This is a genomic window from Methylobacterium sp. E-046 (assembly GCF_022829625.1).
GTDB classification, from domain to species: Bacteria; Pseudomonadota; Alphaproteobacteria; order Rhizobiales; family Beijerinckiaceae; genus Methylobacterium; species Methylobacterium longum.
Map to the genome: position 1 here is coordinate 32,913 of NZ_JAKSYP010000290.1, position 22,836 is coordinate 55,748.

Below are 22,836 nucleotides of genomic sequence, written 5' to 3' on the forward strand. Positions count from 1 at the left end.
CGCAGAAGGGGCACACGTCATGGAGCGCGAATCAACGATCACGGCCGTCGAGGCCGTGACGGAGGACACGCATGCCGGCGGCGTCCACGGCGGAGCGGGCCCGGGCGCGCCGGCGCCGCAATCGCCGGTGATGGCCTGGAACGAGTGGGATCCGCTCGAGGAGGTGATCGTCGGCTCGCTGGACGGCGCCACGATCCCGACCCACCACCTGACCGTGATCTTCAACCTGCCGCGCGCCGCGCAGCCCTTCTACCGGCTGGCGAGCGGCTGGAAATATCCGAAGTTCATGAAGAAGCTCGCCCAGGCCGAGCTCGACAACTTCATCACCATCCTGGCTGGGGAAGGCGTGAAGGTCCGCCGCCCGGACACGGTGGACTTCTCCAAGAAGTTCAAGGCACCGCGCTGGACCTCGCGGGGCTTCTGCGTCGCCTGTCCGCGGGACCCGTACCTCGTCATCGGCGACGAGATCATCGAGAGCCCGATGTGCTGGCGCTCGCGCTACTTCGAGGGCGATGCCTACCGGTCGCTGTTCAAGGAGTATTTCCGAGCCGGCGCCCGCTGGACCTCGGCTCCGCGTCCGCAACTGACCGACGACCTCTACAACTACGATTACCGGGTGCCGGACCTGAAGGCCGGCGAGCCCATGCAGTTCACGGTGAACGAGTTCGAGCCGGTCTTCGACGCCGCCGATTTCGTCCGCTGCGGCCGCGACCTGTTCGTGACCCGCTCCAACGTCACGAACCTGATGGGCATCGAGTGGCTGCGCCGCCACCTCGGCCCGGGCTTCCGCATCCACGAGATCGAGAGCCGCTGCCCGCAGCCCATGCACATCGACTCGTCGTTCATGCCGCTGGCGCCCGGCAAGGTGCTGGTGAACCCGGACTACGTCGACGTCGAGAAGCTGCCCGCCGTGCTCAAGAAGTGGGACGTGTTGATCGCCCCGCGCCCCGACCCGGTCGAGGGCTTCATGAGCAAGATCTCGATGTGCTCGCCCTGGACCTCGATCAACGTCCTGGCGATCACCGAGAAGAAGATCGTTGTCGACCAGAGCCAGCCGACGCTGATCAAGGCGCTGAAGGATTGGGGCTTCGACCCGATCCCGGCGCCGTTCCTCAGCTACGGCCCGTTCGGCGGCTCGTTCCACTGCGCGACCCTCGACGTGCGCCGCCGCGGCGTCCTGAAGTCGTATTTCTAGGGGCTGAACCGTCACCCTCCCGCCCGGCTGCGGGAGGGTGAACCCGCGACGGGGCATGCCTGCGCGCAGATCCCGAAGACCACGTCGTGTCGTCCCGGGGCGCCGCACGCGGATCCGGGATGACGAGGCGGGCGTTCGAGCCCCTGCGCGGGCTCGGCCGGTGTGACGGGTCGGATCCACGCCTCCGACCGGGCCGATCAGGGCGCCGCGATGCCCTCGATGAGCGCTGTGTTGAACCCCTCGGGATCCGACATCTGCGGCGCGTGGCCGAGATCCGGAAACTCGATGAGCCGCGCCCCCGGGATCGCCTTCGCGGCGGCCTTGCCGAGTTCGGGGTAGTTGCCGAGGCCCGCCCGCATCTCCGGCGAGGCCAGATCCTTGCCGATCGCCGTGTTGTCCTTCTGGCCGATGAGCAGGAGGGTCGGCACCGCGATCTGCGGGAACCGGTAAACCACCGGCTCGGTGACGATCATGTCGTAGAGCAGCGCCGAATCCCAGGCGACCGCCTCCTTGCCGGGACCGTTGTTGAGGCCGGCCAGCATCGTCACCCAGGGCTCGTAGCGGGCCTCCCATTTTCCCGCGTAGTAGGTCGCAGTCTCGTAGGCACGGATCGCGTCCGCCGAGACCTTCAGCTCGCGCTGGTACCATTGCTCCACCGAGGTCGGCGGCACGCCCTTGGCGGCCCAGTCCTCCAAGCCGATCGGGTTGACCAGTACGAGCTGCCCGACCGCTTTCGGGTAGAGCAGGGCGTAGTGCGCGGCGAGCATGCCGCCCGTGGAATGACCGACCAGGATCGGGCGCTCGATCCCGAGCTTGTCCATCAGGGCGTGGGTATTCTCTGCGAGTTGGCGGAAGGTGAACTGGTAGGCCGCCGGCTTGCTCGACTTGCAGAAGCCGATCTGGTCCAGAGCGATCACCCGGTAGCCGGCCGCGCTGAGCGCCCGGATCTGGCTTTCCCAGGTTGCGGCGCAGAAGTTCTTGCCGTGGAGCAGGACGACCGTGCGGCCGTTTGGCGATCCGGGCCGGATGTCGAGATACGCCATCTGGAGCGGCTGACGCTGCGACGTGAGCAGGAAGCGCTCCACCGGGAACGGGTAGGCGAAGCCTTCGAGCTCCGGGCCGTAGGCCGGAAGCGGCAGAGGTTCTGCCGAGGCGCCGCCGGGAAGGGCGATGACCATCAGGAGAGTGGCGAGGACGGATCGGAGCATGGCGGTGCCGGGACCTGATCTGCGGGCGCCGCAGGACGCCGCGCCGCCCGCTCAGATCGGACATCGCGCCGATCCTGTCTACGCCGCGCACCACGACGCCTGACCATCGCGCCTTCGGCGATCCCGCTCTTCGCCGGACGATCGGCGCCATGCGATCGGACGTCCCAGGCCTACACAGACGCCGATGACGCCGAAGCGCTGTCGACGTTGACGTACCAGTCCTCCGAGGCGGAGAACGTCTTGAATCTCGAAACGTAACCTTTTTGAGTCATGAATTCGCGAACCTCTCGACCTTGATCAGGATCCCCGGCCGCGATACTCAGAAGCTTGACGTCGTACTCAGAAAACTCGAAGTGTTGCAGGACATCGAGGGAGTCGTCCTCGATACCGATACTCAGGTAGTCGATGACCCGCGGTGCGTCGGCAGCCTGCAGGAAGCCGCGCAGCGAGAGAGTTTCGACCTCGTACCGCTTCCCGGCCCGGCGCACGCGCCCGGCAGGATCGGCACCGGCGGATACGCCCGTTGCCGCATCCTGCGATCTGTCCGCGTCGCTGAACAAGATCTTCAGCCCGTCATCCTTGTAGATGAATTTGTCCGTGATGTAGCAGTCGCGATGGGCGCGGAGCGTCTCCTGCCGACTCCGGGCAGGCTCGGCAATGGCGCCGCTCCATCCATAGAACTTCTCCAACAGCAGCGTGTTGCGCCCGGCCCCATCGCCCGAGCCACCGAATTCGACGAAATACCCGTTCCGCTTCTCACCCCGCTCGAACAGGACCCAGAGATCCTGCAAGCGGCTCGCGCTCGAGAGCGGCGCCCGTCGCGCCGCGAAGATCAGGAACTCGATCTCGTCGCGGTGCGCAGCCTCCCCTTCGTGGACGAGAGTTTTGATGTCTCCTATGGATGTCTCGAGAGTGTCTTTGATCCCCAAGACAGAAGTGAAGACGTTACCGAGAACCTGATCCACGACGCAACTCCCAGTTCAATCCGTGAGTTCAGAATGCCTGCACGGCATTTGTAAAAGACTTGCACAGAAACTGATCTGTGGCGCGATCCTGCGCCGCGCGATCTCTCGGACGCGCATTGGACACCCCCGATACGCTGGGCATTTCCGGGAACGAGGCTCTCGATCCCGGCGGATCCGCGTCCGATCCGGGGCTCCCGGCACAGATCGCGGTGGCGGGAACGCGCAGGGACGAAGCCCGCCTCCGCGTCACGCCCTCGCCGTCGGACCCGCGATCTTCTATGGCCGGAGATCGACGACCGGCCCGTGCCACCGGACGACGGTCGATGGCGTGCCCGATGCTCGCCGGAGGTAGGAAGGCGCGTCGCCGCTCAGCATCGATCTCACTTCCATGAACCATGATGACCTGATCACACTCAAGAGCTCAGCCGACACCAACAGGACCGCGCCGCCCCGTAATCAGATCGCGTAGCAAATCCATTCCTCGGCTATTCACGTGCATTTGCGCTTATCAGATCGACATTTGCAAATTATACACGCATATTCACAATTATATACACAAATTATACTAGTATTTAAATCGATATCGCGATCGACGTACAAGACATTCGTTACAGGTCCGCTCTTACAGGGAGTCAAACTCAAGTCAATGACACGCCTCATCGGAACAGCCCTGTTTTCTATCTTCCTTTCCGGACTGTCACCACATCCGGCACGCTCCGCGGATGCTTGCGACATCCTGGCCGCCAGGATCATCCACGACACCGGCGCCTCCCTTGCCGGCAGGGCCGGCCCCGTCGCGGTGTTCCGGGCGCAGGCTGCCGAGCGGATGAGCCTCGATTGCCGCGCCCCCGCACGGATGACGGTAGCGTCCCTCGATCGCGAGCCGTCGCCGACCTACTTCGCTCTGGTAGGCCTCGCGTCCCATGCGCTCGCCGGGGCGGATGCCGATGCCGCGGAGGGGCTGGCGCTGAACCTCCATCAGGACAGCCTGCGCGCGCGCGCGCCACGGCGGGGTGTCACCGGCCGGGCGGCTATGCTGTGTGAGACCGGCCCGCGCACGGACGCACTGCAGGGCGAACGCACCGTCTGCCGTATCGCGGCCCGGTCCGGGCTTTCGCGGATCCGCCGCAAGGGCTAGACCGGCGCCCATGTCGAGCCTTCCTGTCCCCGGTCCCGTCGTCGAAGTCGGCGGCGTGCGCGTCGCCAACCACCTGCCGCTGACGCTGATCGCCGGCCCGTGCCAGCTCGAAGGGCGCAACCACGCCCTGGAGATCGCCGCGGCCCTCAAGGAGATGGCCGCGGATCTGGGGCTCGGCCTCGTGTTCAAGACGTCCTTCGACAAAGCCAACCGCACCTCGGGCGGCGCCGCCCGGGGCATCGGCCTCGATGGGGCGCTCCCGGTCTTCGCCGAGATCCGCGAGACCCTGCGGCTGCCGGTGCTGACCGATGTGCACGCGGCCGAGCAGTGCGCCCGCGCCGCGGAGGCGGTGGACGTGCTGCAGATCCCCGCCTTCCTGTGTCGCCAGACAGACCTGCTCCTGGCGGCCGCCGCCACCGGCCGGGCGGTCAACATCAAGAAGGGCCAGTTCCTGGCGCCTTGGGACATGAAGCACGTGGCCGCCAAGGTGACCGAGGCCGGCAACCCCAACGTCATCGTGACCGAGCGGGGCGCCTCGTTCGGTTACAACACCCTGGTCTCGGACATGCGGAGCCTGCCGATCATGGCCCAGGTCACGCAGGGCGCGCCGGTGGTGTTCGACGCCACTCATTCCGTGCAACAGCCGGGCGGGCAGGGGGCAAGCTCCGGCGGCCAGCGGGAATTCGTCGCCGTCCTGGCTCGGGCCGCCGTGGCGGTGGGCGTCGCCGGCGTGTTCATCGAGACCCACCCGGATCCCGATCGGGCGCCGTCCGATGGACCCAACATGGTGGCGTTGAAGGACCTCCCGGCGCTTGTCGCGGAACTGCTTGCCTTCGACCGTCTCGCCAAGCAGCGTCTCGCCTGACGGCTCAGGCGCCGCCCTTTTCCAGCACGTGGATCCGCAGGGGCTGGACGAGGCCGTAGCGGCCGTCCGTCTCGCGTGCGGCCGCTGCTAGGAAAGCCGCCTCGACCACAGGACGCCGCGCGCGGATCGTGGTCTCGCGGGCCGGGTCTACGGCGCTGACGCGGGCGAGAAACGCGTCAAGGGAGGCGAAACTCTCCCGCCTCTCGATGGTCTCGTCACGCCGACACACGAAAGCGCCGCGGGACAGCGCGGCCGCGATCGCCTCCTGGGCGGAGGCCCTGACCGCCGTCTCGTCCTCGATCGGCCGCAGGGCGTCGAAGAAGCTGCCCTCTGCGAGGGGCTCCACCACGACGAGATGCCCACCCGGCACCAGCACGCGCGCGGCCTCGACGAGGGCGGCCCCGGGGTCCGGCACGTGGTGCAGCGCATTGAGCATGACCGCCCCGTCGAAACCCGCATCGGGAAAAGGCAGGGCCTCGCCGGCGGCAGCCTCGAACCGCGCTTCCGGCACGGCGGCGCGTGCCGTGGCGAGTGCGGTCAGGCCAGGGTCGATGCCGACGACCGCCGCCCCGGCATCGACCAGCCGTCTCGCGAGCGTCCCCGGTCCGCAACCGATATCGAGGATCCGCTTGCCCGGAAGGGGCGCGAAGGTGTCGCGGATCAGGGTCAGGGCGTCCATCATCGGTCCTCTGGGGCTTCTGGTAGCATGACGCTGGCAGGGCGTATTTCACCGGACCCCCGACCGATCGTCGCCATCCGCGCGACCGTTCCCCGCGATCGTTCCTGGCGACCCTGTTCCCAATCCGCCTGTTCGACCGCGCTCGGCTCTGGGAGTCTTCGCAAGAGTTCAAGCCTGATCCGCATACAGAGTTTTAAGCTTGACCGTCGTCGCCCGAACGCCGCCGACGATGAACGACGGTTCAGGATCGCGGCCCTGTGCGGATCCGCACCCAAGACCGATGTGAGATCTGGAACTGTCTGGCTGCGGCCACGTTATTGGGCATGTTCGATCGAGGATCGAGAAGGAACACTATGCGCAAGATCGGTATCATCGCCACCGCCGCCGCCCTGGCCCTCGGTAGCGTCGCTGCCACCACGAGCGCCGAGGCCCGTCCGTACGGCTACCACGGTGGCTACGGCGGTTACGGTCACGGCGGTTACTACCGTGGCCGTCGCGGCATCGGCACCGGCGCCGCCATCGGCCTCGGCATTGCCGGCCTCGCGGCCGGCGCGATCGCCGCCGGCGCCGCCCGCGACAGCTACTACGGCGGGGGCTACGGTTACGCTCCGTCCTACGGCTACGGCTACGCCCCGGTCTACGGCGGCTACGGCTACGCCAACCCGGGTTACGGCTACTACGGCTACGGCTACTGAGATCTGAGATCCGCGAGGGTCGAGAGGGGCGACCGGCACAAGCCGGCCGTCCCTTTTTCGTTGGCTTCCTTCGAGACCTTCGACGCGCACCACTCGGGTTGCAGGCCGCCTCCCGGCAACGCCACGCCCACCGACACCGTGGCAAGGTTCCAAGCCCAGAATTGTGAATCTAGTCCGCGAGAATCTGGACCACCGCGTACCCGGTGCGGTCCGTCGGAGGCGGACGATGCTGATCACGACGGCCGTGGCTGGAGCGGCCAGTACCGGGCTATGCGCGCCGCTCCCGTCCGATGACTGAATAGGCTCGACCGATTCGGTACCTGAACGTCACCGTTTTGCTGACGAGATCCCATCCGAGGGTTGAGACGCTCCTTCGCGCCGCGCCGGTCCGGACCGCGTCGTAACGCAGTCGATGCCGCCGGCGTGCTGATCGTACGCGGCTCGGGATCTCGGGCGGTCATGCCGCGAGATGCCCGTTCCGTGCGAGTTCGCTGACCGCGGACGGTGCCCCCGGTGCTGTGGCCACGCCCCTTCGAGAGCTGGGCACAGGACCCGGGAATCGCGCAAGCCGTCGGGGACCTGACGGCTGTGGCACGTTTCGGGCCCGACGGCGGTCGTGCTTCAGCGGCCCCGGTAGGGCGGAACCCCGGGGTCGGGGAGCCAGACGCTCTTGGGCGGTTCGCCCGTCTGCCAGAATACGTCGATCGGGATGCCGCCGCGGGGGTACCAGAAGCCGCCGATGCGGAGGTAGCGCGGCTCCAGCAGATCCCGGAGCCGCTTGCCGATCGCCACCGTGCAATCCTCGTGAAACGCGCCATGGTTGCGGAACGAGCCGAGGTAGAGCTTGAGCGACTTCGACTCGACCAGCCAGTCTCCGGGCACGTAGTCGATCACCAGGATCGCGAAGTCCGGCTGGCCGGTGACCGGACAGATTGAGGTAAATTCAGGCGCGGTGAAGCGGGCCACGTAGTCGGTGTCCGCATGCGGGTTCGGGACACGGTCGAGCCGCGCCTCCTCGGGCGAGGAGGGGAAGGGCGTCGGCTGGCCGAGCTGAAGAGATTCGGGCGTCGTCATGACGCGCATATAAACCGGCGCGTGCAGCGACGCACCCGCTGGCGCCGCGACGAAATCTTCACCTGCGCGTGGGCGATATCGGCGCCGCTGGGCTTGGAACACCGGGCCCGCGCCGCAGCCGCGTTTCAGTCAGGCCGACCAGATGCGCGATTCGATCTTCGGACTCGCCGCGACGGTATCGATCCTCGTCACCCTCCCGCTCGCGCCGAGCCGTGCCGCCGAGCGCGGCAGCGATCGCGCGAGCCAGCGCCTGCTCGACGACATGACCCGTCACGATCTGTGCGCACGCGATGACAAGCAGTTGCAGAAGTTGAGTCGCTCCCTCGCAGGAGGCGTCAGCCGCCAAGCGGATGCAAAGCGCGCGCGGTAGGTCCGAGGACGTCGTGCCTCCGGCCAGTCGTCACGGCATCGGCACAGACGAAGACTATCCCGACGCTTGCCGCAGGCCACGGCTTGACCGATAAGCCGCCGCGATGCGCCCACCGCCCCGCTCACGGGGCGATTGCCGACCCGCGGCCCCCGCGAGAGGACCTTCCATGACCGCGATCACCAATATCAGCGCCCGCGAGATCCTCGACAGCCGTGGAAACCCCACGGTCGAGGTCGACGTCATCCTGGAGGACGGCTCCTTCGGCCGTGCGGCCGTGCCGTCCGGTGCTTCCACGGGGGCCCACGAGGCGGTGGAACTGCGCGACGGCGACAAGAATCGCTTCCTCGGCAAGGGCGTGCTGAAGGCGGTCGAGGCGGCGCAGACGGAGATCCTCGACGCCATCGGCGGCATGGAGGCCGAGGATCAGGTCGCGGTCGACGAGGCGATGATCGAGCTCGACGGCACGCCCAACAAGGCACGGCTGGGTGCCAACGCGATCCTTGGCGTGTCGCTGGCGGTGGCGAAGGCCGCGGCCGAGGCCTCCGGCCTGCCGCTCTACCGCTACGTCGGTGGCGTGCAGGGCCGGGTGCTGCCGGTGCCGATGATGAACATCATCAACGGCGGGGCGCATGCCGACAACCCGATCGACTTCCAGGAATTCATGATCATGCCGGTGGGCGCGGATTCGATCGCCGAGGCCGTGCGCATGGGCTCCGAGGTGTTCCACACCCTCAAGGGCAAGCTGAAGAAGGCCGGCCACAACACCAATGTCGGCGACGAGGGCGGCTTCGCCCCGAATCTGCCGTCGGCCGAGGCGGCCCTCGATTTCGTGATGGACGCGATCAGCGCCGCCGGCTTCAAGCCGGGGCAGGACATGGCCATCGCGCTCGACTGCGCCGCCACCGAGTTCTTCAAGGACGGCGCCTACGCGTACGAGGGCGAGGGCACGACCCGCACCATCGAGGCGCAGGTCGACTACCTCGCGCAGCTGGTGGCCACCTATCCGATCGTCTCCATCGAGGACGGCATGTCGGAGGATGACTGGGCCGGGTGGAAGCTCCTGACCGACAAGATCGGCGACCGATGCCAGCTCGTGGGCGACGACCTGTTCGTCACCAACGTCGAGCGCCTCTCCCGCGGGATCGCGGAGGGCACCGCCAACTCGATCCTGATCAAGGTCAACCAGATCGGCTCACTCACCGAGACGCTGGCGGCCGTCGATATGGCCCAGCGCGCCGGTTACACCGCGGTGATGTCCCACCGCTCGGGCGAGACCGAGGACTCCACCATCGCGGATCTCGCGGTCGCCACCAATTGCGGGCAGATCAAGACCGGCTCGCTCGCCCGCTCGGACAGACTGGCCAAGTACAACCAGCTGATCCGCATCGAGGAAGGCCTCGGCCCGCAGGCCCTCTACGCCGGCCCGTCGGCGCTCAAGCAGCTCGCCCGCCGCTGATCCGGCGGACTCTGCTGGCCGGTCCGCTCCCCCCGGAGCGGCCGGCCGAGTCTGCGGTCGCCGTCGAGGCAAACTGCAACCGGCAACGACACCGGCGGACCCTCGGGCTCGGACACGCCCCCGCCGAAGTATGACCGGCGCTGCCTTCCCCGTGGGACCGGACATCCGCACGTCATCCGGTAGCGGGCGAGCCCGCCTCGGATGCCGACCCGGACAGGCCATATTCGGGTGAGGCTGGGGCGCGGAGCCCGTCGCTTCTCGTCTCCGGACCGGATCCCCGTGTCTCGGTCACACCGTCCTCGCCGGTGAACCCGTGCCCTGTTCGGCGGAGGCGGCGCCGGACGGCTCCTCGGGCACCGTCCAGACCCGCATCGGTCGCGACAGGCCCCGCAAATCGATCGTTCCGACCGGCTCGAGCCTCCGGGCGCAGCGCTCGGCGAAGGAATCCGACACCAGCAGTTCGTGGCCGAGTGCCGCGCATTGGCTCTCGATGCGGCTGGCCTCGTTGACCGCTCGCCCGATGATCGTGAAGTCGAGGCGCCGTTCGGTCCCGACATTGCCGTAGATCACCGTCCCGAAATGCACGACGCATTCGGCCGCGAGTTCGGGCAGTCCCGCCGTGCGGCGGCGGGCATTCAGCGCCGCGTTCGCGGCGAGGCCGTCGATCGCGGCGTCCAGGGCGCCGCCGCAGACCGGGCAGGGGAGGGTTCCGGCGTCCGGCACCGGGAAGATCGCCAGGAATCCGTCACCGAGGAATTTCAGGATCTCGCCGCCGTGCCGCGCCACCGGGTCGCCGAGGGCATCGAAATGCTCGTTGAGCCACGTGACCATGTCGGCCGGGTCCACCCGGTCGGCCAGGGCCGTGAAGCCGCGCAGGTCCGTCAGCAGGATGGCCGCCGGCACGGCGCGCCCCTCGCCGCGCCGGATCTGGCCGTTGAGGATGCGCTCGGCGGTGGAGCGGCCGAGATAGGTCGCCGACACCTCGCGGAACGTGTGAGCCAGGCCGATCTTGGCGATCGCCAGGGTCAGGAACGGGAGGACATCGGCGATGGCCGACAGGTGGCCCTCGGTGAAGCCGGACACGTCGCGGGTGCAGAACGACACCGCGATGCCTTGCAGCGCCGTACCGGGTGCGAACTCCACGATGTGAAGCACGTAGTCGACCCCACCCTGTGCGCCGAGCGCCTTCAGGACCGGGAAATCCGCCTCCAAGTCCGGTGCATCGAGGCGCCAGCGCCCGAAGGTCTCGCCCTTCTCCACCAGCGCGTAGACGGGGCTGAACAGCCAGTCGCTCTCCTCGTCGGAGCCGTGGGCGTTGGCCACGAAGGACATCCCCTCGCCCGCGTGCCAATTCAGGCTGACGCCGCGCAGCATCGGGTCGAGCGCCGGGGTCATCACGCTGACCCGCCAGACCGGGATGCCGGCGCCGGCCAGCGCCTCGCAGAAGCCGGTCAGCAGGAGGTCGTGATCGTCCGTCGCCGTGGCGTGCTCGGCGATCCAGCGGCCCAGAAGCGTCAGGTCCATCCCTCGAGATTATCCTCTGTTCGTACTGGTCGTGGCGCGACCGACAGGATCCATTAACCTTTCCGCGCCACGGTCGCGCCATGGTCGTGCGCCGCCGAGTCAGAATGGTCGTGTTGCCGCTGGGTCTCTGGACCCTGTCGGCGCTCGTGGTCGGCTACTTCGTGTGGCAGGCCGAGAGTGGCAACCGCGGCCTGGAGGCCAAGAAGGCCCTCAAGATCCGGGCCTACGGTCTGAACCAGGAACTGGCCGCCGTCAGGGCCGAGCGCGCCACCTGGGAACACAGGGTGACGCTCCTGAAGAGCGATCAGATCGACCGCGATCTCCTGGAAGAGCGCGCGCGGATCGTGCTCGGGCGTGTGCACGCGAACGACGTGGTCATCATCACGCCCTGACCGTCCGGACCGAAGTATTCCCTAGTCCCCGCGACCCTCTGACAAGAGCGGCCTCCTGTCAGAGCGGCAGCCCTCGCTTTCCCCTCAGCGCTGTCCTACACCCCCACGAAGTCGCGTGGAATCACGGGGAGAGCGCCGATGGATGCCGCCAAGGAGCCTGCCAAGGACGCACCGTCCTCGCAAACGCAGGCCGCGAGTCCTCCGGCCGGAAGTCCTCAGGTCGTCGAGGCCCACAAGCCGGCGCCCAACATGCCGCAGTTCACCCGCGAGGAAGACCTCCACGCCTACCACGAGATGCTGCTGATCCGGCGTTTCGAGGAGAAGGCCGGCCAGCTCTACGGCATGGGCCTGATCGGCGGCTTCTGCCACCTCTACATCGGGCAGGAAGCCGTTGTGATCGGCATGCAGATGGCCTCGGTCGAGGGCGACCAAGTCATCACCGGATACCGCGACCACGGCCACATGCTCGCCTGCGGCATGGACCCGAAGGGCGTCATGGCCGAGCTGACCGGACGCCGCGGCGGCTACAGTCGCGGCAAGGGCGGCTCGATGCACATGTTCAGCCGCGAGAAGCAGTTCTTCGGCGGCCACGGGATCGTCGGCGCCCAGGTCTCCCTCGGCACCGGTCTCGCCTTCGCCGACCATTACCGGGAGAACGGCAAAGTCAGCCTGACCTACATGGGCGACGGCGCCGCCAACCAGGGTCAGGTCTACGAGAGCTTCAACATGGCGGCGCTCTGGAAGCTGCCGGTGGTCTACGTCATCGAGAACAACCGCTACGCCATGGGCACCTCGGTTGCCCGGGCCTCGGCGCAGACGGACTTCTCGAAGCGCGGCCTCTCGTTCGGCATCCCGGGCGAGCAGGTCGACGGCATGGACGTGCGCACGGTGCGCGAGGCGGCCACGCGGGCGATCGAGCACGCCCGCACGGGCCAGGGCCCCTACATCCTGGAGATGCAGACCTACCGCTACCGCGGCCACTCGATGTCCGACCCGGCCAAGTACCGGACCAAGGACGAAGTCTCGAAGATGCGCGACGAGCACGACCCGATCGAGATGGTGCGCAAGCGCCTGCTCGAACTGCACGGGGTGCCGGAGGCGGATCTCAAGGCGACCGACGCCAAGGTCCGCGAGACCGTCAACGCCTCGGCCGAGTTCGCCACCAACGATCCCGAGCCGGATCCGTCGGAGCTCTGGACCGACATCCTGCTGGACGCGCACGCCTGAGCGCGTCGCCGACGACGCTGGCCGCCCCCCCATCGAGACGACGACCGCAGAGCTGAGCATGGCGACCGACATCCTGATGCCCGCCCTCTCGCCCACCATGGAGGAGGGCAAGCTCGCCAAGTGGCTGAAGAAGGAGGGCGATCCGATCAAGTCCGGCGACGTGCTGGCCGAGATCGAGACCGACAAGGCCACCATGGAGGTGGAGGCGATCGACGAGGGCGTCCTCGCCAAGATCCTGATCGCCGAGGGCACCGAGGGCGTCGCGGTGAACACGCCGATCGCCATCATCGCCGGCGAGGGCGAGGATCCGGCGAGCGTCCAGTCCGGCGGCGGCGCCAAGCCCAACGGCACCGGCGGCCACCCGGCCCCGACCCCCGACATGCAGGCCGAAGGCATGGCCGACACGGCCGCGCCCGCCGCCAAGACCGGCGAGGACGCCCCGAAGGCGCCGGCAGCTCCGGCCGTCATCACCAACAAGGCCGACGAGCCGGTGATGGAGGAGTTCCCGGCGGGCACGCCGATGGTCACCACGACCGTGCGCGAGGCCCTGCGCGACGCCATGGCCGAGGAGATGCGGCGCGACGGCGACGTGTTTGTGATGGGCGAGGAGGTCGCTGAGTATCAGGGCGCCTACAAGATCACCCAGAACCTCCTGCAGGAATTCGGCGCCAAGCGCGTGGTCGACACGCCGATCACCGAGCACGGCTTCGCGGGAATCGGCGTCGGCGCGGCGCTCGCAGGCCTGAAGCCGATCATCGAGTTCATGACCTTCAACTTCGCCATGCAGGCGATCGATCACATCATCAACTCGGCCGCCAAGACCCTCTACATGTCCGGCGGCCAGCTCGGCTGCCCGATCGTGTTCCGCGGACCCAACGGCGCGGCCGCCCGCGTCGGCGCGCAGCACAGCCACGACTACGCCGCGTGGTACTCCAACGTCCCGGGCCTGAAGGTGATCGCGCCCTACACGGCCTCGGACGCCAAGGGCCTGCTCAAGGCCGCGATCCGCGACCCGAACCCGGTGATCTTCCTCGAGAACGAGATCCTGTACGGGCAGTCCTTCCCGGTGCCGCAGCTCGACGATTTCGTGCTGCCGATCGGAAAGGCTCGGATCCACCGGCCCGGCACGGACGTGACCATCGTGTCGTTCTCGATCGGCATGACCTACGCGCTCAAGGCGGCGCAGGTGCTCGCCGAGCAGGGCATCGAGGCCGAGGTCATCGACCTGCGCACGATCCGCCCGATGGATTCTGAGACGGTGGTCAAGTCGGTGAAGAAGACCGGCCGCTGCATCACCGTCGAGGAGGGGTTCCCGCAATCCGGCATCGGCGCCGAGATCGTGGCCCGCCTGATGGTCGACGCGTTCGACTACCTCGACGCACCGGTCCTGCGCATCACCGGCAAGGACGTGCCGATGCCCTACGCCGCCAACCTGGAGAAGTTGGCGCTGCCGAACGTGGCGGAGGTCGTCGAGGCGGCCAAGAGCGTCTGCTACAAGTGACCGGTGCGCGGGCGGGATCCATGATCCCGTCTCCGTCTCGGCAGGGGGTCAGGGAATAGCCGGCGCACCATGAGCCAAGATTCCAGCAGCGACTTCGCCGAACTCGCCATCCCGCCCGACGCCCAGGAACAGGGTGGCATCGAGGTGCTGCGCGCGGCCGTGGTCGATGGCGCGGTCAGCGTCGCGCTCCGCCGCTCCTTCGACGACCCAGCGACCTGGGGCCGGCTGCTGGCCGACCTCGCCCGGCAGGCCGCCCGCGCCTACGCGCTGGAGACCGACATGTCGGAAGAGGAGGCGGTCGAGCGCATCCGTGCCGGCTGGGAGGCCGAGGGGCTCGACCCCGGCGGCCTCAACTAGCGATGGTACCCGACCATGGCTGAGGCGGCGGTCCGGCAGGCGAGCTACGCGGATCTCGAAGCGGTTTCGGAGCATCGCGTCGCCGAGATCATCGACGGGGTGCCGGAGACGCATCCGCGTCCGCGGCCCCGGCAAGGGATCGCAGCAGCCCGCCTGTCGGGAGAGTTGAATCGGCCCTTCGCACGCGGCCGTGATGGTCCTGGCGGACCGGTGTTCTTCATCGAGCCGGAACTTCACCTTGGATCCCAGGTGGTCGTGCCCGATCTGGCGGTCTGGCGCCGCGCGCGGATGCCGACCGACCCCCAGGACACCGTCATCGAGAACGCCCCGGACATGGTCTGCGAGATCGTCTCGCCGTCGACCACCCGCCTCGATCGGGGTCCGAAGCGCCGGATCTATGGGGATGCCGGGATCGGCCATCTCTGGCTGCTCGGCCCGGCCGCGGGCGTGCTCGAAGGCTTCGGGCTTGCGGACGGGCGGTGGGTGCTCCCCGCCACCATCCAGCGCGGCGAGACCGTAGAGCTGCCACCCATCGACGCCGTGCCGTTTCCCCTCGACGACCACTTCCCCTTCGACGATCCGGCCGCCCCGGCCTTGCCCGAGACCTGATGCCATGCCGATCAACGTGCTGATGCCCGCCCTCTCGCCGACCATGGAGAAGGGCAACCTCGCCAAGTGGCTCAAGAAGGAGGGCGACGCGATCAAGTCCGGCGACGTGCTGGCCGAGATCGAGACCGACAAGGCCACCATGGAGGTGGAAGCGATCGACGAGGGCGTCCTCGCCAAGATCCTCGTGCCCGAGGGCACGGCGGACGTGCCGGTCAACGGCCTGATCGCGATCATCGCCGCCGAGGGCGAGGATCCCTCGAGCGTGCAGGCCGGCGGCGCGCCCAAGGCGGCGTCCAACGGCGAGGTCAAGGCGGAGAAGGCCGAACCGTCGGCCGCCTCGCAGAATACCACGCCCGGCGGCGGTCACATGTCGTACGAGCGGGTGAACGCCGCGCCGGAGGGCGCACAGCCGACCGGAGCCCCACAGGCGGCCGGGCAGGCCGGCTCGGGCGGCCGTGTCTTCGCCTCGCCGCTCGCCCGGCGGATCGCCAAGCAGGAGGGGGTCGAACTCGGCGCCGTCCAGGGTAGCGGCCCGCACGGCCGCATCATCGCCCGCGACGTCCAGGCCGCGAAGGCCTCCGGCACCACAAAGGCGCCGGCGCCTCAGGCCGGAGCGGAGGCGCCCAAGGCGGCAGCCCCCGCTCCCAAGGCTGCCCCCGCGGGCGGCGCACCGGCCGGGCTCACGACCGATCAGGTCAAGGGCTTCTTCGCCAAGGATGCGTACGAGGAAGTGCCGCTCGACGGCATGCGCAAGACCATCGCCAAGCGCCTCACCGAGGCGATGCAGGTGGCGCCGCACTTCTACCTGACGGTGGATTGTGAACTCGACGCGCTGATGAAGCTGCGCGAGACCCTCAACGGCTCCGCCGGCAAGGACAAGGACGGGAAGCCCGCCTTCAAGCTCTCGGTCAACGACTTCGTCATCAAGGCCATGGGCCTCGCGCTCACCCGGGTGCCGGCCGCCAACGCGGTCTGGGCCGAGGACCGGATCCTGCGCTTCAAGAACGCCGAGGTCGGCGTCGCGGTGGCGATCGACGGCGGGTTGTTCACCCCGGTGATCCGCCGGGCCAACGAGAAGACGCTGTCCACCATCTCCAACGAGATGAAGGATTTCGCGGCCCGGGCGCGCGCCAAGAAGCTGAAGCCCGAGGAGTACCAGGGTGGCGTCACCTCGGTGTCGAACCTCGGCATGTTCGGAATCAAGCACTTCACCGCGGTGATCAACCCGCCGCAATCGAGCATCCTGGCGGTGGGCGCGGGCGAGAAGCGCGTCGTCGTGAAGGACGGGGCGCCGGCGGTGGTCCAGGTCATGACCTGCACCCTGTCGTGCGACCACCGGGTGCTCGACGGGGCGCTCGGGGCGGAGCTGGTCTCGGCCTTCAAGGGGCTGATCGAGAACCCGATGGGCATGCTGGTCTGAGCCGGAGCACACGATGTCCGACACCTACGACGTCCTCATCATCGGCGCCGGCCCCGGCGGCTACGTCACGGCGATCCGCGCGGCGCAGCTCGGCTTCAAGACCGCCGTGGTCGACCGCGAGCATCTCGGCGGCATCTGCCTGAACTGGGGCTGCATCCCCACCAAGGCCCTGCTCCGCTCGGCCGAGATCTACCACTACTTCCAGCACGCCGGCGATTACGGCCTGACGGCCGAGAAGGTCGGGTTCGACACCGCCGCGATCGTGAAGCGCTCCCGCGGCGTCTCGGGCCGGCTCAACGGCGGCGTCGGCATGCTGCTCAAGAAGAACAAGGTCGACGTGATCTGGGGCGAGGCCGCGGTCGACAACGTCGCCAAGGGCAACCAGCCCGGCCAAGTCACCGTGAAGGAGACCAAGCGCGCAGAGGCGCCGAAGGGCGCCAAGGGCGCCGGCACCTATCAGGCCAAGCACATCATCGTGGCGACCGGCGCCCGGCCCCGGGCGATCCCCGGCATCGAGCCCGACAAAAAGCTGATCTGGACCTACTACGAGGCCATGGTCCCCGAGACCATGCCCAAGAGCCTGCTGGTGATGGGCTCGGGCGCGATCGGGATCGAGTTCGCCTCGTTCTACCGGACCATGGGCGCCGAGGTGACCGTGGTCGAGCTGCTGCCGCAGATCCTGCCCGTGGAGGATGCCGAGATCGCGGGCCTCGCCCGCAAGCGCTTCGAGAAGCAGGGCATCAAGATCCTCACCGGCGCCAAGGTGACCAAGGTCGAGAAGGGCGCGAACTCGGTCACCGCCACCGTCGAGGGCGGCGACGGCAAGACCCAGCAGATCACCGCCGAGAAGCTGATCTCGGCCGTGGGCGTCGTGGGCAACATCGAGAGTATCGGCCTCGAGAAGCTCGGCGTGACGATCAATCGCGGGATCGTCGTGACCGACGGGCTCGGCCGCACCAACGTGCCCGGCCTCTACGCGATCGGCGACGTCGCCGGGCCGCCGATGCTCGCCCACAAGGCCGAGCACGAGGGCGTCATCTGCATCGAGACCATCAAGGGCCTGCACACCCATCCGATGGACAAGGCCAAGATCCCGGGCTGCACCTATTGCCAGCCGCAGATCGCCAGCGTCGGTCTGACCGAGGCCAAGGCCAAGGAGCTGGGTTTTGCCGTCAAGGTCGGCCGCTTCCCATTCGCGGGCAACGGCAAGGCGATCGCGCTGGGTGAGCCGGACGGGCTGATCAAGACCGTGTTCGACGCCAAGACCGGCCAGCTGCTCGGTGCCCACATGGTCGGCGCGGAAGTAACCGAGCTGATCCAGGGCTACGTGGTGGCGATGAATCTGGAGAGCACCGAGGAGGAGCTGATGCACACGGTGTTCCCGCACCCGACGCTCAGCGAGATGATGCACGAGAGCGTGCTCGATGCGTATGGGAAGGTGATCCACACGTAGGAACAGGGTCGCGGCGCCCGGCCGAAGGCGGTCGCGGCGCCCGGATCACCCCCGCCCGGCCTCTACCGGCTCCGCCTCCTCCGGGGACGGCACGTAGGCGCACCATTCGCAGATGCCCCGCTCGGCTCCCCGCTGCGCGTTGCGCTGCGAGCAGAGCGGGCAGACGAGCAGGATCAGCCGCGTGCCGGACCGGAGCGCCAGACCCCGTCCCCGGAACGTGACCTCCGTCTCCCCGTCGCCCGAGGCCCGGTCCCGCGCCCAGGCACTCATGCGATCCTGCTCGGCGCATGCCGGCTGACCGGCGCGCACTGACCGTCCGACGATTCCATCCGCATCCCGATCACGCCCCCGGCGTTCCGGCCAAGTTTGCCCTGCAGCGACAATCCGTGAGTTGCCGAATGGCTCCGCTTCGGACACGCGGCTCGGGTGGGATGCGCCCGACGGCAATCGGCCCTATGGGTAGCGCAGCGGCAGACAGGGAAGTTGCGAATTCGATGCGGGACGCGGACACGGACGGCCTTCCCACCTTCGCGGATGTCGAACGCGCCGCGGAGCGCATCGCGGGCATCGCGCACCGTACCCCCGTCCTGACCTCGCGCACGGCCGACGCGATGACCGGCGGGAGACTGTTCTTCAAGGCCGAGAACCTCCAGCGGGCCGGCGCCTTCAAGTTCCGCGGGGCCTACAACGCCATCAGCGCCCTGCCGGAGGCGTCTCGCACTCGCGGTGTGCTCACCTTCTCGTCGGGCAACCACGCCCAGGCTATCGCCCTGGCGAGCCGGCTCCTCGGCGTCCCCGCGACGATCATCATGCCGGGCGACGCGCCGGCCGCCAAGATCGCCGCCACCCGCGGCTACGGCGCCGAGGTGGTCCTGTACGACCGCTACAGCCAGGACCGGGAGGCGCTGGGACGGGAGATCGCGGGCCCACGGGGCCTGACCGTCATCCCGCCGTTCAACCATCGCGACGTCATCGCCGGGCAGGGGACGCTCGCGCAGGAGCTGATCGAGACGGTGGGCCCCCTGGACGTTCTGGTGGCCTGCCTCGGCGGCGGCGGCCAGCTCGCGGGCTGCGCACTGGCCGCCGCTGCGCTCTCGCCAGGCTGCCGGGTCTTCGGCGTCGAGCCGGAGGCCGGTAACGATGGCCAGCGCTCGTTCCGGGAGGGGCAGGTGGTGACGATCCCGGTGCCCCGCACCATCGCCGATGGGGCGCAGTCGACAGCGCTCGGCGACCTCACCTTCGCGATCATCCGCCGGCACGTCACCGACATCCTCACCGTCACGGACGGGCAGCTCGTCGAGACTATGCGGTTCTTCGCGACCCGGATGAAGATCCTGGTCGAACCGACCGGCTGCCTGGCGGCGGCGGCTTTGCTCCACGGGCTCGTGGATGTGAAAGACAAGCGCGTGGGCGTGGTGATCAGCGGCGGCAACGTCGACCTCGCCACTTTCGCGCGTCTCACCGCCGCGGATGCCTGACGCGCCGAATGCCGGGCGGGTGTGACCCCGCCGCGGTGGACCGTCCGCGGACGGATGCTTATCTTGTGGCTGTCAGAATGCGCGTCCCCGGGCCTTGAACCCGGCTGGGCGGGAGGGTGACGATGTCGACTGGGTTCAAGGTTCTCTCGCTGACCGATCGCGCCGCCGATCGGATCAAGGCGATCATGGCGGAGGCCGACCGGCCGATCGCGGGCCTGCGGGTCGGCGTCCGCAACGGCGGCTGCGCCGGCATGTCCTACACGATGGAGTATGCCGAGGCGGTCAAGCCCGGCGAGGACGTGGTCGAGGATCGCGGCGTCCGGGTCTTCGTCGATCCGAAGGCGGTCCTGTTCCTGCTCGGCACCGAGATGGATTTCACCACCAACAAGCTGGCGTCGCAGTTCGTGTTCAACAACCCGAACCAGACCTCGGCTTGCGGCTGCGGCGAATCCGTCGCGATCACGCCGGTCGACGCCGACCGGATGCCGGCCCGGGCCTGAACCGGCCGCCACTCGGGCGGCTGCTCAGGCCACCTGAGACAGCGACTCGGCCGTGTCGTCCACGGCACGGTTTCGACCCGCGCGCTTGGCCGCGAACATGCACAGGTCGGCCCGCTCCATGAGCGAGGCCGGCGTGTCGCCCTGGCGGAGCACGGCGATCCCGAGGGACACGGTGATCTTGCCAAGCGATTCTCCCGTCGAGCGCTTGACCAATTCGCGTCCCATCACGCTGGCCCGGACCGTCTCGGCCAGCTGCCGGGCCGCGGCTCGATCCACGCCGGGCAGCACGATGCCGAACTCCTCGCCGCCGAACCGCGCCAGGAACGCCTGCTTGCCCGCGCTCTCGCGCATGACGATGGCCACGAGGCGCAGGACCTGATCGCCGGTGAGATGACCGTACAGGTCGTTGAAACGCTTGAAGAAGTCGATGTCGAGGATGATCAGGCTCATGGGCGTCGCCCGTCCGCGGGCGGCGTCGATCGTGGCCTTCAGGGTCTCCTCGAAATGCTTGCGGTTGAACAGGCTGGTGAGCGTGTCGGTGAGGCTCTCGAGCCGGGTCGCTTCGAGCTTCTCGCGCAGGGTCTCGATCTCGCCGCGGGTGTCGCGCATCCGGGCCTCCAGGATGCGATTGTTGGCGACGACCTCGCGGGTGGTGGAGACCAGCGTCGAGAGGATCTCGCCGAGGCGCGCGCGGCTCGGGACCCCCTGGGCGAGGTCCTGCGCCAGGCCACGCAGGGATTCGCCGTACTGGGCGGTGGAGCCGAGCGAGAGGTCCAAGATTTCGGTCACCGCCGCGATCTCGCTCAGCACGACGCGGCTGACGTCGTCGGCGGCGCTCGCCAGCCTCCGGCCGTCCAAGTGGGTTTCGTGCAGGGTGTCGATGTCGGATTCCGTCAGGCATCCGTTCTGCGCGGTCAGGCGCTTCACGGCGTCGCCGAGCAGCGGCAGATCGCCCGACACGTAGGAATACCAGACGGCGTAGGCGCGCGGCGTCGCGCAGGGGCCGTAATCGTGAATCAGATCGTTGGCGCGCTTCGCCAGGGCGAAGCTGCGATCGCGATCCGAAGGGGTATCCTGGCTCATCCTGTCCCGCCGCCCGGAGTCGCCGACGTTCCGATACGCCGTGGCTCGAAGATCAATCTAGAGCAGGATGGTAGCCGGAGAGTTAAACCCGAAAAGGCTGCTGTTACTTCTCTTTTTTTGCCAAGACTGGACGAAGCAGGAAGGCAGGAACGTGAGAGCCGAGGCCTACGGGCGTCTCGCCATCCGTCTCGGGGCGGCGTCCCCGCTCCTCGCGGTTGATGTCGCGACGCGGGGCAGGACGAGCCTCGGCGCGCGATGCGGGGGGACGGGCCTCGGGCCGCGATGCCGGAGGCCGCGCCTCGGCGCGCTGCGCCGTCGCGGCGCCGCGGCTGCCCCGGGCGCTGGTACGATCCGCGCCCTCGTCGGCGGCCTTGGCGGGGGCGCTCCGGCCAGTGCCCTTGGCCGTTCGCCCGCCGCGACGGGCCTCGCCGGACCGGCCGCGATGCCGGGTGCCGGTATCGGCGGACGCGTCCGCCATCGTCGACAAGTCGCCGTCGAACCAAGGAACCGGCTGGCCGATCAGCGCCTCGATGGCGCCCAGCGAGCGCGAATCCTCCGGGGATACGAGCGTGTACGCGGTGCCCGACCGTCCGGCGCGCCCGGTGCGCCCGATCCGATGGACGTAATCCTCGGGATGGTGCGGCACGTCGAAGTTGAACACGTGACTGACCGCCGGGATGTCGAGGCCGCGGGCGGCGACATCGCTGGCCACCAGCAGGGCGGTTTCGCCGTTGCGGAACGCGTCGAGGGCGGTGGTGCGGGCCCGCTGGTCCATGTCACCGTGCAGCGCCGCGGCGTCGAAGCCGTGGCTGACCAAGGATTTCTGCAGTAGGGCGACGTCGCGCTTGCGGTTGCAGAAGATGATCCCGTTCTTGAGTTCGCCCTCGCCGCGGATCAGGTCGCGCAGGCGCTCGCGCTTGGCATGCCCCTCCGAACCGGTTGCGACCAGCCGCTGCGTGATCGTCGTCGCCGTGGAGGCTGGCCGGGCCACCTCGACCCGCTGCGGGTTGTGCAGGAACATGTCCGCCAGCCGCTCGATCTCCGGCGGCATGGTCGCGGAGAAGAACAGGGTCTGCCGGGTGAACGGCACCATCTTCACGATGCGCTCGATGTCGGGGATGAACCCCATGTCGAGCATGCGGTCGGCCTCGTCGATCACCAGGAGCTCGACACCGGTGAGCAGCAGCTTGCCGCGCTCGAAATGGTCGAGGAGTCGGCCGGGTGTCGCGATCAGCACGTCGGTGCCGCGCATCAGCTTGGCGTCCTGGTCGGCGAACGAGACGCCGCCGATGATCAGGGCCACGTTGAGCTTGTGGTTGGTCCCGTAGCGGTCGAAATTCTCGACCACCTGCGCGGCCAGTTCCCGCGTCGGCTCCAGGATGAGCGTGCGCGGCATCCGGGCGCGGGCGCGGCCGTTCTCCAGGAGCGTCAGCATCGGCAGCGTGAACGCTGCGGTCTTGCCGGTACCCGTCTGGGCGATGCCGAGGACGTCGCGGCGAGCCAGCACGTGGGGGATGGCTTCCGCCTGAATCGGCGTCGGCTCGGTGTAACCCGCCGTCTCGACGGCGTTCAGGACTTTATCGCTCAGTCCCAGGTCGGAAAAAGGCATCTGCGTTCAGGAACCGTTGCGCGCCCGGCCGGCGCGAT

Annotated in this window: 23 protein-coding genes; 15 read left to right on the forward strand and 8 right to left on the reverse strand. The window is 68.5% G+C overall.

Translation table 11 applies throughout. The features are described from left to right. Positions 1–19 precede the first annotated feature (19 nt). Complete coding sequence (locus MKK82_RS31805; RefSeq protein ID WP_238284540.1) at positions 20–1,195, forward strand: amidinotransferase; 1,176 nt, start codon at positions 20–22, stop codon at positions 1,193–1,195. A 197-nt stretch (positions 1,196–1,392) separates the two neighbouring features. On the opposite strand, the gene MKK82_RS31810 is transcribed toward MKK82_RS31805, so the two are convergent. Both MKK82_RS31810 and MKK82_RS31815 read right to left on the reverse strand, forming a co-directional pair. Next, complete coding sequence (locus MKK82_RS31810) at positions 1,393–2,403, reverse strand: alpha/beta fold hydrolase (protein ID WP_243987961.1); 1,011 nt, start codon at positions 2,401–2,403, stop codon at positions 1,393–1,395. 170 nt (positions 2,404–2,573) lie between these two features. Beyond that, the gene (locus MKK82_RS31815) at positions 2,574–3,368 is read right to left on the reverse strand and encodes an FkbM family methyltransferase (protein WP_243987962.1); all 795 of its coding nucleotides are present in this window, start codon (positions 3,366–3,368) and stop codon (positions 2,574–2,576) included. A 646-nt stretch (positions 3,369–4,014) separates the two neighbouring features. On the opposite strand from MKK82_RS31815, the gene MKK82_RS31820 reads away from it, so the two are divergent. After that, the gene (locus MKK82_RS31820) at positions 4,015–4,506 is read left to right on the forward strand and encodes a hypothetical protein (protein ID WP_238284543.1); all 492 of its coding nucleotides are present in this window, start codon (positions 4,015–4,017) and stop codon (positions 4,504–4,506) included. Positions 4,507–4,516: 10 nt separating this feature from the next. Continuing rightward, complete coding sequence (gene kdsA / locus MKK82_RS31825) at positions 4,517–5,371, forward strand: 3-deoxy-8-phosphooctulonate synthase (protein ID WP_238284544.1); 855 nt, start codon at positions 4,517–4,519, stop codon at positions 5,369–5,371. A 4-nt stretch (positions 5,372–5,375) separates the two neighbouring features. On the opposite strand, the gene MKK82_RS31830 is transcribed toward kdsA, so the two are convergent. Beyond that, positions 5,376–6,053: a class I SAM-dependent methyltransferase gene (locus tag MKK82_RS31830; RefSeq protein WP_238284545.1), complete on the reverse strand. Its 678-nt coding sequence runs from the start codon at positions 6,051–6,053 to the stop codon at positions 5,376–5,378. Between the two features lie 350 nt (positions 6,054–6,403). Here MKK82_RS31830 and MKK82_RS31835 point away from each other — a divergent pair, with 350 nt between their 5' ends. Then, entirely contained in the window at positions 6,404–6,745 is a 342-nt protein-coding gene (locus MKK82_RS31835) for a hypothetical protein (protein WP_238284546.1), read from the forward strand. Positions 6,746–7,366: 621 nt separating this feature from the next. On the opposite strand, the gene queF is transcribed toward MKK82_RS31835, so the two are convergent. Beyond that, the gene (queF, locus tag MKK82_RS31840) at positions 7,367–7,819 is read right to left on the reverse strand and encodes a preQ(1) synthase (RefSeq protein ID WP_238284547.1); all 453 of its coding nucleotides are present in this window, start codon (positions 7,817–7,819) and stop codon (positions 7,367–7,369) included. Positions 7,820–7,961: 142 nt separating this feature from the next. Here queF and MKK82_RS31845 point away from each other — a divergent pair, with 142 nt between their 5' ends. After that, positions 7,962–8,189, forward strand: coding sequence for a hypothetical protein (locus MKK82_RS31845; RefSeq protein WP_238284548.1), 228 nt, complete (start codon positions 7,962–7,964; stop codon positions 8,187–8,189). Positions 8,190–8,355: 166 nt separating this feature from the next. Continuing rightward, positions 8,356–9,645 (forward strand): phosphopyruvate hydratase, encoded by a 1,290-nt coding sequence (eno, locus tag MKK82_RS31850; protein ID WP_238284549.1) that lies wholly within the window; start codon positions 8,356–8,358, stop codon positions 9,643–9,645. 288 nt (positions 9,646–9,933) lie between these two features. On the opposite strand, the gene MKK82_RS31855 is transcribed toward eno, so the two are convergent. Next, entirely contained in the window at positions 9,934–11,169 is a 1,236-nt protein-coding gene (locus MKK82_RS31855) for an adenylate/guanylate cyclase domain-containing protein (RefSeq protein WP_238284550.1), read from the reverse strand. 80 nt (positions 11,170–11,249) lie between these two features. On the opposite strand from MKK82_RS31855, the gene MKK82_RS31860 reads away from it, so the two are divergent. The 7 genes from MKK82_RS31860 (at position 11,250) to lpdA (ending at position 18,128) form a co-directional block, all read left to right on the forward strand. Beyond that, positions 11,250–11,561, forward strand: coding sequence for an FtsB family cell division protein (locus tag MKK82_RS31860; protein ID WP_238284551.1), 312 nt, complete (start codon positions 11,250–11,252; stop codon positions 11,559–11,561). 138 nt (positions 11,562–11,699) lie between these two features. Next, positions 11,700–12,788: a pyruvate dehydrogenase (acetyl-transferring) E1 component subunit alpha gene (gene pdhA, locus MKK82_RS31865; RefSeq protein ID WP_238284552.1), complete on the forward strand. Its 1,089-nt coding sequence runs from the start codon at positions 11,700–11,702 to the stop codon at positions 12,786–12,788. 58 nt (positions 12,789–12,846) lie between these two features. Continuing rightward, positions 12,847–14,289, forward strand: a complete 1,443-nt coding sequence (locus tag MKK82_RS31870) for a pyruvate dehydrogenase complex E1 component subunit beta (protein ID WP_238284553.1) — start codon at positions 12,847–12,849, stop codon at positions 14,287–14,289. Between the two features lie 69 nt (positions 14,290–14,358). Continuing rightward, positions 14,359–14,646 (forward strand): DUF5076 domain-containing protein, encoded by a 288-nt coding sequence (locus MKK82_RS31875; protein ID WP_238284554.1) that lies wholly within the window; start codon positions 14,359–14,361, stop codon positions 14,644–14,646. A gap of 15 nt (positions 14,647–14,661) precedes the next feature. Next, positions 14,662–15,255, forward strand: coding sequence for a Uma2 family endonuclease (locus MKK82_RS31880; protein WP_238284555.1), 594 nt, complete (start codon positions 14,662–14,664; stop codon positions 15,253–15,255). A 4-nt stretch (positions 15,256–15,259) separates the two neighbouring features. Beyond that, positions 15,260–16,675, forward strand: a complete 1,416-nt coding sequence (locus tag MKK82_RS31885) for a pyruvate dehydrogenase complex dihydrolipoamide acetyltransferase (protein ID WP_238284556.1) — start codon at positions 15,260–15,262, stop codon at positions 16,673–16,675. A gap of 13 nt (positions 16,676–16,688) precedes the next feature. Continuing rightward, positions 16,689–18,128, forward strand: coding sequence for a dihydrolipoyl dehydrogenase (gene lpdA / locus MKK82_RS31890; RefSeq protein WP_243987963.1), 1,440 nt, complete (start codon positions 16,689–16,691; stop codon positions 18,126–18,128). Between the two features lie 45 nt (positions 18,129–18,173). Here lpdA and MKK82_RS31895 read toward each other — a convergent pair whose 3' ends face one another. After that, positions 18,174–18,398, reverse strand: a complete 225-nt coding sequence (locus MKK82_RS31895; protein ID WP_238284558.1) for a hypothetical protein — start codon at positions 18,396–18,398, stop codon at positions 18,174–18,176. Positions 18,399–18,622: 224 nt separating this feature from the next. Here MKK82_RS31895 and MKK82_RS31900 point away from each other — a divergent pair, with 224 nt between their 5' ends. Both MKK82_RS31900 and MKK82_RS31905 read left to right on the forward strand, forming a co-directional pair. After that, the gene (locus tag MKK82_RS31900; RefSeq protein ID WP_238284559.1) at positions 18,623–19,606 is read left to right on the forward strand and encodes a threo-3-hydroxy-L-aspartate ammonia-lyase; all 984 of its coding nucleotides are present in this window, start codon (positions 18,623–18,625) and stop codon (positions 19,604–19,606) included. A 122-nt stretch (positions 19,607–19,728) separates the two neighbouring features. Continuing rightward, on the forward strand, positions 19,729–20,106 hold the full coding sequence (locus MKK82_RS31905) for a HesB/IscA family protein (protein ID WP_238284560.1): 378 nt from the start codon (positions 19,729–19,731) through the stop codon (positions 20,104–20,106). Between the two features lie 24 nt (positions 20,107–20,130). Here the strand turns inward: MKK82_RS31905 and MKK82_RS31910 are convergent, their stop codons facing one another. Both MKK82_RS31910 and MKK82_RS31915 read right to left on the reverse strand, forming a co-directional pair. Beyond that, positions 20,131–21,189 (reverse strand): GGDEF domain-containing protein, encoded by a 1,059-nt coding sequence (locus tag MKK82_RS31910; protein WP_243987964.1) that lies wholly within the window; start codon positions 21,187–21,189, stop codon positions 20,131–20,133. A 103-nt stretch (positions 21,190–21,292) separates the two neighbouring features. Beyond that, entirely contained in the window at positions 21,293–22,798 is a 1,506-nt protein-coding gene (locus tag MKK82_RS31915; RefSeq protein WP_238284562.1) for a DEAD/DEAH box helicase, read from the reverse strand. Positions 22,799–22,836: the final 38 nt, after the last annotated feature.